This is a genomic window from Nitrospirota bacterium, from assembly GCA_040756155.1.
Classification (GTDB): domain Bacteria; phylum Nitrospirota; class Thermodesulfovibrionia; order JACRGW01; family JBFLZU01; genus JBFLZU01.
On the sequence record JBFLZU010000087.1, the window covers coordinates 1 to 12,694 of the forward strand.

11 protein-coding genes are annotated in these 12,694 nt (G+C 39.1%); 2 read left to right on the forward strand and 9 right to left on the reverse strand.

From position 1 onward, the window contains the following. Positions 1–462: 462 nt before the first annotated feature. On the reverse strand, positions 463–1,209 hold the full coding sequence (locus tag AB1488_08620) for a hypothetical protein (GenBank protein MEW6410153.1): 747 nt from the start codon (positions 1,207–1,209) through the stop codon (positions 463–465). Next, positions 1,206–2,216 carry a C39 family peptidase gene (locus AB1488_08625; protein ID MEW6410154.1) on the reverse strand — a complete coding sequence of 337 codons (1,011 nt, stop codon included), beginning with the start codon at positions 2,214–2,216 and terminating at the stop codon, positions 1,206–1,208. Before AB1488_08625 ends, AB1488_08620 begins: the two co-directional genes overlap by 4 nt. 278 nt (positions 2,217–2,494) lie before the next feature. On the opposite strand from AB1488_08625, the gene AB1488_08630 reads away from it, so the two are divergent. Beyond that, a complete protein-coding gene (locus AB1488_08630) occupies positions 2,495–3,271 on the forward strand; it encodes a biotin/lipoate A/B protein ligase family protein (GenBank protein MEW6410155.1) in 777 nt (258 codons plus the stop codon). 11 nt (positions 3,272–3,282) lie between these two features. On the opposite strand, the gene AB1488_08635 is transcribed toward AB1488_08630, so the two are convergent. The 7 genes from AB1488_08635 to AB1488_08665 all read right to left on the reverse strand — a co-directional run bounded on the left by AB1488_08635 (position 3,283) and on the right by AB1488_08665 (position 11,502). Next, the gene (locus AB1488_08635; GenBank protein ID MEW6410156.1) at positions 3,283–5,097 is read right to left on the reverse strand and encodes a KUP/HAK/KT family potassium transporter; all 1,815 of its coding nucleotides are present in this window, start codon (positions 5,095–5,097) and stop codon (positions 3,283–3,285) included. 136 nt (positions 5,098–5,233) lie between these two features. Continuing rightward, positions 5,234–6,094: a universal stress protein gene (locus AB1488_08640; GenBank protein MEW6410157.1), complete on the reverse strand. Its 861-nt coding sequence runs from the start codon at positions 6,092–6,094 to the stop codon at positions 5,234–5,236. A gap of 10 nt (positions 6,095–6,104) precedes the next feature. After that, entirely contained in the window at positions 6,105–6,941 is an 837-nt protein-coding gene (locus AB1488_08645; GenBank protein MEW6410158.1) for a TIGR02186 family protein, read from the reverse strand. A 36-nt stretch (positions 6,942–6,977) separates the two neighbouring features. Next, positions 6,978–7,895, reverse strand: a complete 918-nt coding sequence (locus AB1488_08650; GenBank protein ID MEW6410159.1) for a sulfite exporter TauE/SafE family protein — start codon at positions 7,893–7,895, stop codon at positions 6,978–6,980. A gap of 92 nt (positions 7,896–7,987) precedes the next feature. Then, positions 7,988–8,464 (reverse strand): hypothetical protein, encoded by a 477-nt coding sequence (locus AB1488_08655; GenBank protein MEW6410160.1) that lies wholly within the window; start codon positions 8,462–8,464, stop codon positions 7,988–7,990. A gap of 154 nt (positions 8,465–8,618) precedes the next feature. Continuing rightward, positions 8,619–9,947: a sigma-54 dependent transcriptional regulator gene (locus AB1488_08660; GenBank protein ID MEW6410161.1), complete on the reverse strand. Its 1,329-nt coding sequence runs from the start codon at positions 9,945–9,947 to the stop codon at positions 8,619–8,621. Beyond that, positions 9,937–11,502 carry a HAMP domain-containing sensor histidine kinase gene (locus AB1488_08665; GenBank protein MEW6410162.1) on the reverse strand — a complete coding sequence of 522 codons (1,566 nt, stop codon included), beginning with the start codon at positions 11,500–11,502 and terminating at the stop codon, positions 9,937–9,939. Before AB1488_08665 ends, AB1488_08660 begins: the two co-directional genes overlap by 11 nt. A 145-nt stretch (positions 11,503–11,647) precedes the next feature. On the opposite strand from AB1488_08665, the gene lysS reads away from it, so the two are divergent. Then, positions 11,648–12,694 (forward strand): lysine--tRNA ligase (lysS, locus tag AB1488_08670; protein MEW6410163.1); only part of this gene is annotated, 1,047 nt, incomplete at its 3' end.

The window sequence follows — 12,694 nt, forward strand, 5'->3', positions numbered from 1 at the left end:
AGAAGGGGGTGAAATTATTTTGTGATAATTATGGACAAAGCTTCAGGACGAGTTTTATAATTTAACCTGGAAAAAGTGGGGAATAAATCTGATACCGGGGTGGGGAATAAAGCTGATACTTGACAAGCCTGACAGAAAATAATCAAGCGCATAAATACCATATTGCATTTGTACAGGCTCGTCCCATGTTATCCCGTAATCTTTATATGTAATAATAATAGCAATAAAAAAGGTTAACGGAACTGCCAGCGGCAGATATTCTGCGTAATGTTTTTGTTTTAAAAACATCATCCTAGTTTATCGTTTAATATTGGAGTAATGTATCACATTTTATCCCCACTATCAATACATGGCAATCTGACGAAGTCGTGGCGAGAAAAGATTTGCTACTTCCTACTCAATTAGGTTAGTAGTAAACCATTATATCGAGATGCACGTCTGAGGACTGTCCGGAAAGAGAATTTATAGATGCCCAAGGATGTATTCTGCATCCTCAATAAGCATCTCTGAACACTCTGGTTTTATGTGGACGGTACTCTGTGCCTTTACCTCATTTATAAAGGCATTCAGTTGATTTGCTGCGGTCTTCTTTTGTCCTCTTGCTATTGATTGCTCTGCTGCATCAAGCTTTGCAAGAAGGCTCTGCATTATTCCCTTGTTCGTTATCCATCCTACCCTATATGATGTCTCAACATCTATCTTTGTACTGTTTATTGTAGCAGTTCTAATAACACCAAGGGGCTGTCCAGGGGTGTTGTTAAATGTTATCTCAAAGCTTGAGGTGCTACCATAATCGGAAACGCCTTCTAAACTTATTAATTCACGGGAATGCGGGTCTCTCTGCTCAAGAGATACCGACAGAGAATAAGTTCCAAGTTTCATCCCTATCACCTGAATCTTATAGATGCCATCCAGAGCGTAACCTGGATTGGTACCAAATTCAACACTCGTCTCTTCAGGAGGTCTACCAGTCTCATCATCACCATGGCTTATATCACTATAAGATGCCTCTGGGTCCTCATCGAAACCCTTATCTAAGATGGGATTATAACCCGTTCTCCTACCTTGTGGGTCTGTAACAATGAAATGGACATGACCAGATGTATGTATCCCTATACCACCATAGGGCTCCACCCCATAAGCGTTCTCACACTGGTAGATACCAAAAACTATAGAGAAAAAGAATAAAATAGCTGCAATCCTTTTCATTTCTTCTCCTCGTATACCCTTATCGCATATATCTTGTTCCCATAATCTGACAGGGTTGTTGTTACAACAGGACCAGATATAGCAGGGTCTTTAATTATATACCTGTCACCTTGCCTCTCTGTAACCAGAACCCAATGCCCACTTCTCTCTCCTCTTTCATTTATACGCGCCACAAGGACAATTACAGGGATACATTTATCCAGATAATTATTAAGCATTGTGGTAGGTAAGGGTTTATCCTCTTTAAAATTGTACTTATAAGTTCCTATAAACTTAGTAAATCTTATCTTGGTGGTATATGTATTTATAGCCTTCCAATCTATGTCACCACCCTTATAAAATCCCTTATTATTATTTAACCATGTGTTCAGATTCTCTGGGTTTACATCCCCTCCTTCAGGTGTCTTAACCCCATATCCTCCAAGGAGCATCGCAACTGCTGTTAAGGCACACCCCCTCTCTCCTATGGTTTTTATTCTACCATCTTTCCAGAAAGCCTCATCCAATTGCTCGCGACGCCAGGTTCCTCCCTGACTCATATCAGTAATCATTGCTGTTAAAGGGGTGCAGGGAATTGGCACAACAGAAGGACACCACACGTTAGCAGTATTACTTACAATTTGCAATGGTAAACTAATTGATTTGATACATTCCTCAACCCCAGGACACCACCAGTGCGCAGTATCCTTTGCAACCTGTATCATTCTGTTATACATAAATTCTCTCCCTGCAGATGTATCCTGATATCCCCAATCCAGAACAAGCCAAGAAGTATCAACAGGACGCTTGTATAAAACTAAAATATACCCAGGGTCACGATATATACAGTAATAAAAGGCATATCCCTTCAAAATCTTAAAATCTGTACAGCCAATTGTTACTCGATCACAATCCATAATCGGCACATTACCACATTCATAGGCACACACATCTGCTTTTGCAGTAGACGGTAAAGTTAGAATAAAAACTATCAGCACCAGAGAAACCTTTATATAATTATACCTCATTAATGAATCTCCAGTCTTTTGTTTTTAAAGAGAGGCAAGAATGGTGCCAAAAAGCTGGAATTGTCTATCTTATTTGATAACTGTTTGTTTTTAAAAGATAATTAGACATAATAATGATAAGGTAACAGGAGAGTCCTTTTAAAGGATTTGCACAAGATCTTGGATTTCTGCATAAGATCTTGTGCAATTTGGAGTCTTCTTCAATCACAAAATTGGCTCCACTTCCTAATTTTCTTCTATATTGAAAGTAAACTTTTAATTTAGTTAAAATAGGCATTATGAAGACATGGAGATTTATTGATACAGGCCCTCTGGATGCATACATGAATATGGCGATCGATGAAGCGATAATGAAGGCGGTGGAATCAGGTATTTCACCTCCTACCCTGAGATTCTATGGATGGAGCAGTCCATCCCTCTCTATAGGCTATTTCCAGAAGACAGAAAGAGAAATAAATACAGATGCATGTTTGAGTCTCGGCATCCCGGTTGTTCGACGCCCAACAGGAGGAAAAGCAGTTCTTCACAAGATAGAACTGACTTACAGCATATCTTCAAAAACAGACAGCCCCCTCTTTTCAAAAGGGCTGATGGAAACCTATAGGGTAATCAGCCACGGCTTGCTAAAAGGATTGAGAAACCTCGGTATAGATGCGGAGATATCAGAGAAACGGATTCAAAGGAAGCGATCACCAGCCTGTTTCAGCGCCACCGCTCCCTATGAAATAACGGTTAAGGGCAGAAAAATAATCGGAAGTGCCCAGAAGAGATCAAACGGGGTATTTTTACAACAGGGATCAATACTTATCGACCTTGACCTTGCTCTCTACTGTTTAATCTTCCCTGCAGAAGAAAAACCTTCAAGGCAGATGACCGCAATCAGCATTGAGACTGCTAAAGATATTAAGAGTATAAGACCATCATTTATTAAGGGTATCGAAGAGTCTTTTGGAATAAAACTGGAACACCAGAATCTCACACCCTATGAACTGGAATGTGCAGAAATACTTGTGAGAGAGAAATACTCTAAAGATGAATGGAACTTCAGGATGTGAAGGAAATCCCTTCATATCTCAACCCGCGTAATAACTCCATGAAGCTTGTGGGACGGTAGTTTATAAAATTGAACAAATGCAGGTGTCAATCTCTTGAATATTGAGAATATCTTCCATATTATATTTCTCGCTACTATATCCTCAAGACCATAAAATATTGCCTTTTCGTCTATCCCCGCCTCTCTTAATATCTCTTCCACATCAACTACCTCCATGTATCCCATCTGTATCTCAAATGTCCTCAAACCATCTGCAAGGTCTTCCTTAAAAAAGCCCGTAACTCCAAATGGATCAGGGCGTATGACCATAGAAACAACAATAGTATCCTCATAAATGATATTGTTTATAAACATAGTGCGAACAATATATGGAGGAATCTTCTTTATATCCCTTATAAAGAAAAGGGCAGTTCCTCTGATTTTATTCATACCCTTATATATATGAATATATCTTTCGAGGAATACATTTAGATCCATAGGCTTAAGTGACTTGTATAGCCTTTTCTGACCGGAGGTATAGAGAATAATTATGCTCAATGGAATCAATGCTATAATGATTGACCAGTAGCCACCATGGGGAATCTTGTAACTGTTTGAAAGGAGGAATGTTATATCAACAAAGGTAACAAACAATGAGATAATGGCTTTAAATATTTTGCCTTTAAGATAAAATATCCCTGTCATCATTATACCTGTTAAGGCCATTGTCCCTGTAACTGCAAGCCCGTAGGCAGCAGCAAGGCGATGGGATTCCTTGAATTCAAACATGATAAACAAAACAGAGATGAGAAGAAACCAGTTAACAAAACCTATGTATATCTGTGACCTGAGTTCCGGGGATGTATAGTCAATCTTAAACATGGGCATAACACGGGTTATTATTCCCTGATAGACTATGGAGAACATAGCGCTGATCATCGCCTGAGATGCTATAATTGTGGCAATAATGCAGAGGGTGAGAAATGGGATATAAAGGATTTGTGCCTGATAAAAAATCATCTCAAAAAGTACATTCTTCGCATCAGGATGCTGAATAACATATGCCCCCTGTCCTAAGTAATTTAATAAAAGTGCAGAAAATACAAAATACCATGCCCGGACAATGGGCTTCTGTCCTAAATGTCCCATATCAGCGTATAATGCCTCTCCACCAGTAGCACAGAGAATGACCTCTGAAAGAACAAAAAATCCTGTAATACCGTTTTCTGAAAGGAATTTAAAGGCATAGTATGGATTTACAGCCTTTAATACGGATGGAACATGAAGTATCGACACAATACCTGAAATTGTCAGTGACAAAAACCACAAAAGCATCAAAGGTCCAAATGCCCCTGCAACTCTTTCGGTCCCATTTTTCTGAAATGCAAATAAGACTATTGCAATTATACCTGCAATAAGAATGATGGTTTCCTGTTTTGTCCCTTCAAATCCAGGTATCAGGAGCGAACCCTCAACAGCGCTGAGTATGCTTATGGCAGGGGTAATCACACCATCACCAATTATAAGGGATATACCAATGAAGGAAAGGAGTGTAACGAATGCTACCTGTCTACCTGATTTAAGTAGAGGAACAAGCAATTCTTTGAGGACAATTGTGCCTCCTTCTCCTCTTTTACCGAGGCTCATGGCAAGCCATGCATATTCTATTGTCACAAGTATTACCAGTGTCCAGACGATAAGGGAAAGGATGCCTATTATATTGTCTTCTTTAGGCTTCGTGAGGAGAAATATAACGGTAAGGGTATATATAGGACTTGTTCCGATGTCGCCAAAAACAAGACCAAGGGATTTTATTATTCCTTTTACATGTGACTCTTTCTCAAGCATAATTCTAACCTTAGACTTTATCCTTTAATAAAAAACACAAAAGCTATATTAGAAAATTTCACTTGGAATCTCAATAGAAATGTTTTATGAGGTATTCAAGGAAAGGAATATAAGAAAAACACCTAAGGATGTTGTTTTATGACCTAATCACAAGCACGGGGCAAGGGGCATTCATAATCACCCTTTCTACAGTACTTCCCATAACTGCTTTGTTAACACCCTTCCATCCGTATGTCCCAATGACTATCAGATCATTTTTTAGTCTTTTAACGGTCTCTATAATCTTTTCGCCTGTATGCCCATCTTCTATTTCTGTTTTTATGGATACACCTCTTACTGAAGCGATCTCCTTTGCCTCATCTATGATTTTTTGTGCCTCACGGAAAAGGATTTTCTTTATTGATTCTGTTTTAAAGAACTCTATCATTTCTTCATACTGAGGAATTACATATAGGGCTGTTATGTCTGAACCATCTATTTTCGATAGCTGACAGGTACGATCAAGCGTCCTTTTGCTAAACTCTGAGCTATCAAAAGGTACTAAAATAGATTTATATTCACCCGAACATTCAATGCAAGGTTTTTTCACCACCAGAACATCACATGGAGAATTAACAATAACACCTGATGTAACACTGCCCATTATCAATCTCTTTAAGCCTTTTCTGCCATAAGTTCCCATCGCAATAAGGTCTGCATTCTTTTCTCGTGCAATATCCACTATAATTTCAGGCGGTTCACCTTCGCAGACCAGAGTTTCCACATCTATACCAAACTCAGAACTTAACATTTCCTTTGCCTGATGACACATCTGTTTACCTATCTTTAGGCGCTTTTCCAATTGGACAGGGGCAATTCCAAATTCCTCCGGATCAAAATAAACAGCATGAACAATTATCACCTTCCCACCATGTCTTTTTATCCAGTTCGATGCCTCGATAAGTGCTGCCTTGCTGAATTCTGAATCGTCAAAGGCTACAAGGATTGTTTTATACATATTATTCTCCTCAGTGTGAACCTCTACCTTTCCTGAATATTATACCAACACCAAAGCCTGCAGCCAGCGCTATGATTATAGCTATCATTCCATAAAAGGCACCCTTATCCTTTGCCATATCGGCAAGTGCCTTTACGATATTAACCTGTTCCACAAGTATCTTTGCCTCTGCTTTCTCAACTACCTTGTTATCTTTAACAGAATATACAGTAACTGTATAATCACCAGGAGGGGCCTGATAGGGCCAATTTAGATCGATAAGATATTGTCGTCTTCCACTTTTCGAACTTATTGAGATTTTTCCAGAAGATGTAGAATATAGCCTTGAAGATTCTTTATACTTCACAAGTTCATTAAACCACTTCATTTTTTCATCTTCATTTGCAATAGGCGTTATTTCTACATGTCTCTTCAGTGCAGGATAGCCAATCACATATTTATCCATCTCATCCTGACTTAAAATATCCTCTAATTTCCTTGTGCTGTGAAGGAAATATAATGTAGGAGTTCGCTCAAATTTTAGTTCTCCCACATTCATCCATAAAAGCCCTGCCACTTTTCCTTTTTTCCTTAAAGCCTGATGCCCTTCAGGAGAGGTTATTTTGACAATCAGATCTCCAATTGAATCTGAGACTCCACTTATACCAATTTTATCACCATGATAAAAAAAGTCTACCTTTATGTGGTCATGGTTTATCTTTACTGTGAGTTCTGCAGATGCCATGGTTTCGGTTATTATCAACCCGAACAGAAAACAGACGATAAAAGACAAAATAGCCTTCAGCCTTAAGCCTTCAGCCCTTTTACTTCTGACGCCAACACTGTCATGCCGAACTTGTTTCGACATCTCTTTAGTGACTCCTGACTCCTGACTGTCTCCATATCAGTGTCCTCCTGCCTGTTCTAAGAGTATGGATGGGCTTAATGTAAGTTCAAAAATCATTTTTACAGCCACCGCAAGTACCAACCCTGCAAGAAGAATCTTGAGCTGGTCGGCTTTTAATTTCCTGCCAAAGGCCGTCCCAATCTGGGCGCCTATTGTTGCACCAAGCGATAAAATTACCGCAAGGATAAAATCCACAGTATGATTGGTATATGCCTGGAGGAATGTGACCTCAATACAGGTTAAGAGTATCTGGAACAGACTGGTCCCCACCACAACATGCATTGGCATCCTCAGGAGATAAAGCATCATAGGAACCATGATGAACCCTCCACCAACACCCATTATTGCTGCAAGGATCCCTACAAGGCTTCCTAGTAAAATAATAGCAGGGACAGAATGGGTAACGCCTGATTCTTTAAAATGGGTCTGTAGGGGTAGAGATTTAAGAAATTTTGCCATTTTAGATTCCTTTTCAATCTTAACCTCCTCTGATTTCTTTTTCATCATGCTGCTCAGGCTTTCAATGAACATATATGTGCCAACTATGCCAAGCATCAATACATAGGTCATCCTTATAACAAAGTCTGCATTGCCGAGCGCCATAAGAATCTTTATGGCCTCTACTCCAAGCATTCCTCCCAGAAAGCTACCTATCACCAGATAAATACCCATCTTGATATCAACATTCCCCAGTTTCCAGTGGGCGTATGCGCCTGACGCAGAGGCTGCCACCATCTGAGTTGCTCCTGTGGCGGCAGCCACTGTGGGGGAAATACCAACCATCATGAGAAAGGGCGTTATTATCCACCCCCCTCCAACCCCAAATAGACCTGACAGTAAGCCTACGGAAAGACCAATCCCAACAGGTATCAGGCTATTAATACTGGTTAAAGCTACTGGTAAATATAAGAACATCTTCGAAACTTCCCTTCTTTATCATAATCATTGTCACTCTGAGTTTATTTCAGGGTCTATGTCATGCTGAAACAAGTTCAGCATGACATTACTCAGCCTTTTGTAGACCTTGACATGGTTACAATAGGTCTTGATATGTTTCTAAATAGTTTCTTAACGTTAATGACACTTTTATTAATCAGATTAGGGCTCAATAAGACCAGATCAATGGTCGGTTTTTTTTCGATAATATCCCTTGTGTTGGAAACTATATCCCCCACACCTACTTGATAACTAATCTCTACCGAATACCCCTGATACTTCATGGTTAATTCAGTAATTTTTTTCTCAGCATCTCTTTTTATCCTTTGCTGCCGCTCGTCGAGTATCTCCCTTGCTGTTTTAAACTCTCCTACCTCTGCAAAAGCCACGGCAGCCATATCATCCTCAAATGTCTCAAACATACGCTTCTCATAAATCATCAAAATATTTATTCCTGCATCAAGGGTCTTTGCCAGTTCAATAACATAAGAGAAGCCATCATCATAACTTTCATCCCCTCTTGTTACGAATAAGAGTTTTTCTCTCATCTCCCGAAACTCTTTAGTCTTCCAGCAATTGGAATATCAAAAAGGATGCCAGAAAATAAATATTTGAAATATAAAGGAAAATTAAATATGAGGAGAGCAAACTATTGTTTCAAAATTGAACAGAGGTGAACAATAAGTTGTTTTGGCAGGATTGCTATTTCTTAAAAATTCGCCAGAGACTTGTTCTTGATATGCCGAGAAGTTCTGCAGCTCTTGATTTATTCCCATCTGCAAGCTCAAGTATCTTCTCTGCATAGTCCCTGTTGAGTTCATCAATTGTCTTAATTCTTCCTGGATCTATTGTTTCAATTTGGAACAATCTTATGGCCTGTGGGAGACTTTCGGGCCTGATTCTGGATGTCTTCTCCAGAATTACAGCCCGTTCAATTATATTCTCCAATTCCCTGACATTTCCAGGGAAACTGTAAGACATAAGGATATCCAAGGCTTCCTTTGTAAATCCTTCAATCCTTTTGTTGGCTTTCCGGGCGTGCTTCTCTAAAAAGAACTTACTGAGGGAAACTATATCCTCTTTCCTTTCCCTGAGGGGTGGTATATAAATCTCCATCACATTCAGCCTATAATATAAATCCTTCCTGAACCTTCCCTTTTCCACAAGGTATTTGATATTCTGATTTGTGGAGGCAATGAATCTGACATTTACCTTAATAGATTTCGTTCCCCCTACCCTGAAAAATTCGCCTTCTTCAATAACCTTGAGCAATTTTGCCTGTAGATTCGGAGACATTTCAGCAATCTCATCAAGGAACAAGGTGCCTGTGTGGGCTATCTCCACCAGCCCTTGTTTTAGAGTGATTGCCCCTGTAAAGGCTCCTTTCTCATGACCAAAGAGCTCACTTGCCAGAAGCTCCTCTGTAAAGACCGCACAGTTTATTCCTATGAATGGCCTGTCTTTTCTCAGGCCAGTATAGTGAATCAGCCTTGCTACAAGCCCTTTACCCGTTCCGGTTTCACCTGTAAGCAATACATTACAGTCTGAGTTGATGAGGTTCTTGATCGCATCCACCACACCCTTCATCCGTTTACTTTTTACGATGAAAGGTAAGTCTTTATCAAGGCCTAGGGAAACCTTAAGGGCTACATTCTCCCTCTGTAAGCCTTTTTTCTCTTTAATCTTATTAATCCTGAAAATCAGCTCATCGAGATTGAATGGCTTTGTTATATAATCAGTCGCCCCCTTTTTCATTGCCTCCACAGCAGAGCCTATGCTGCCGAAGCCTGTAATCATTATTACTTCAATGTTAGGGTATTTGTCTTTTACTTTCTCAAGGAGGGCAATCCCATTAAGGCCTGGCATTTTTATGTCGCCTATCAGTATGTCAAAATCTTCTTTTTCAATCCTATCCCATGCCTTAAGACCATCGTTTTCACCAGCAACAGTATATCCTTCCTGTTTTAATGCATAGCTCAGGTGTTTCAGGGTTATTTCTTCGTCTTCTGCTATAAGGATCTTAAGAGCCATGTGTCCTCGGTAATGTTATTGTAAATGTGCTACCCTTACCCTCTTCACTTTTAACACTTATAGTGCCACCATGTCTCTTCACAACATTATAAACTATAGACAACCCTAAACCTGTCCCCTTCTCTTTAGTTGTAAAAAAGGGTTCAAATATACTTTCAAGTATTTCCTTTGACATACCGTTACCTGTATCAGCAACTTCTACTGAAACAGTACCATCTTCCGAAAGAATTTTTATGTTCAAATTGCCACCATCCTTCATAGCATCAATAGCATTATTGAAAAGATTAAAAAAGACGCGCTCTAACTGAGTATAGTCTGCACTAATGATCACCTCAGGCTTATCAGAAGATAACAAAAAATTTATTTTTGATAGATCAGAAACCTTTGCTAACTGTTGAAAGGCATGGTTTATAATCTGGTTCAGGTTAACATCCCTGAATTCAGGTTCCTTTTCTCTGGTGAAATCAAGGAGGTTAGTAACTAAACCTTTAACCCTTAATGCCTGACTTAAAATATCCCGAACAGTATCCTTTATAACCTCAGGATGCTCATCTTTGATTTCTTTAGAGAGTATCTGGGCAGCGATATAGATGTTATTAAGTGGATTATTCAGTTCATGAGCAATGCCCGATACGAGAGTACCTACAACCGCTAATTTTTTGCTTTGATATAGTTCCTTTTCTTTTTCTATAAGTCGGATTTCTCTATTCTTCAGGTCTACTGCCATATTATTGAATAATGTTATGAGTGCGGTTACTTCATCATGCTGTTTTGGAGAAATGGGGAAAGGAGAAAAATCCCCTGTACTTATTTTTTCAACTGTCTTCATTAAACTCTTTAATCTCATTACAACACCTTGAGAGATAACAAATAAACTTATAACTCCTGTAAGAAAGGATAAGGGCAGAAGAATAAAAATGGTTCTACTTGCAATACTGATTATGTTCTCGGCCCTTTCCCTTACTGATTTATCAAGTTCCTTAGATACAGTTAAAATTTCTTCTCCAATTTTTCTAAGCGAATCTGTATCTGATTTTATCTTATTAAGGATCTTGACCCTTTCATTCTGCCCTGTGGTTAGAAATCTTTGGAGCAATTCAGCACTTTCAAGTGGATGATCCAGAAAGGTTGAACCGATAAAAGTGAATACATAGGAATATTGAGCATTTTGATTTTTTAACCTCTTTAAATCATTCTGAAAAAAAGTGGTTGCCTTCATAATCCTACTGAATTTCTCCAAATATTCATCGAGCTTATGATCCAATTGGGCTAATTCCGGGACATTCTTATAATTTGGACTGTTCTCCTTGATAAGTCCTTTGAGTTCTGATATATAGGTGTAGACATTATCTGCTTCTTTAAAATCTCCATAAAGAAAAAGGTTCTTTTCGTGCCTCTTTAACTGAAGGGATTTACTTCTCATTGTATCAGAAAGTTCAAGAAACCTGAGCTCTTTTTTAATATTATTAAACCCAATATATACTGATACGCCTAAAATGGCGCTGATTAAAAAACTTATGGAAAAACTAAGGATTACTTTGCTCTTTAATAACATATAATTCCCCAATCCAATGATAAGCAATTATAGGTCATATAAACAAGAATTGTAAAGAGGCTTGAATCTCCAAAAAATCTTTGATTTTTGGGGCATTCCTTGTTATATTATTTGTATTGTAATTAAAGATTTAAGAGGAATTTACATGTTAGAGGAAATAAACGAGCTCATCGAGCAGAGGCTTAAAAAGCTAAAAGCATTAAAAGATGCGGGCATTGACCCATACGGTAGCAGATTCGAGGTCAAGCACTCATCAAAAGGACTCTTAAACCAGTATAACGAACACAGCCATGATGACCTGGAGAAAGAAAAAGTAGAGGTTGTAGTTGCCGGAAGGATTGTAGCGTTGAGAGACTTCGGAAAAGCCACATTTGCCCACATTCAGGATGGCTCGGGGAAAATACAAATATACCTCAGGAAGGATATTCTTGGAAATGAGAGGTATGGACTCCTCAAAAAGCTCGATATAGGCGACTTTATAGGTGTAAGAGGAAGACTCTTCAGAACAAAGACTAACGAGTTAACTGTAGAGATTGAGGATTATGTCCTCCTCTGTAAATCGCTTAGGCCTCTTCCAGAGAAGTGGCATGGACTAACGGACATAGAACAGCGCTACCGCCAGAGGTATGTTGACCTTATTGTGCATCCATCCGTAAGGGATACCTTCATTAAAAGGATCACTATAATAAAGGCTATAAGGGAATTCTTTGACTCGAGGGGATTCATTGAAGTAGAAACACCAATGATGCAGACTATCCCTGGAGGAGCAACTGCAAGACCTTTCGTCACCCATCACAACGCACTAAATATGGACATTTACCTTCGAATAGCTCCTGAACTTTATCTCAAGCGTCTTCTCGTTGGAGGTTTTGAAAGGGTATATGAAATCAACCGCAACTTCAGGAATGAAGGAATCTCAACAAAACACAATCCTGAATTCACTATGCTTGAATTTTACATGGCATATGCAGACTACAACGACCTTATGGATCTCACGGAGGAACTTATCACAACCGTGGCGATGAAGGTCTTCGGTAAACTCATATTCGAGCTTGAAGGCAAACAGATAGACCTCACTCCACCATGGCAAAGGCTTACACATAGAGAGGCTATAATCAAATACGGTTCGATAGAATCTGCAGTGCTTACCGACTATGAAAGAGCCAAGAAATATGCTATTTCACTTGGTGTT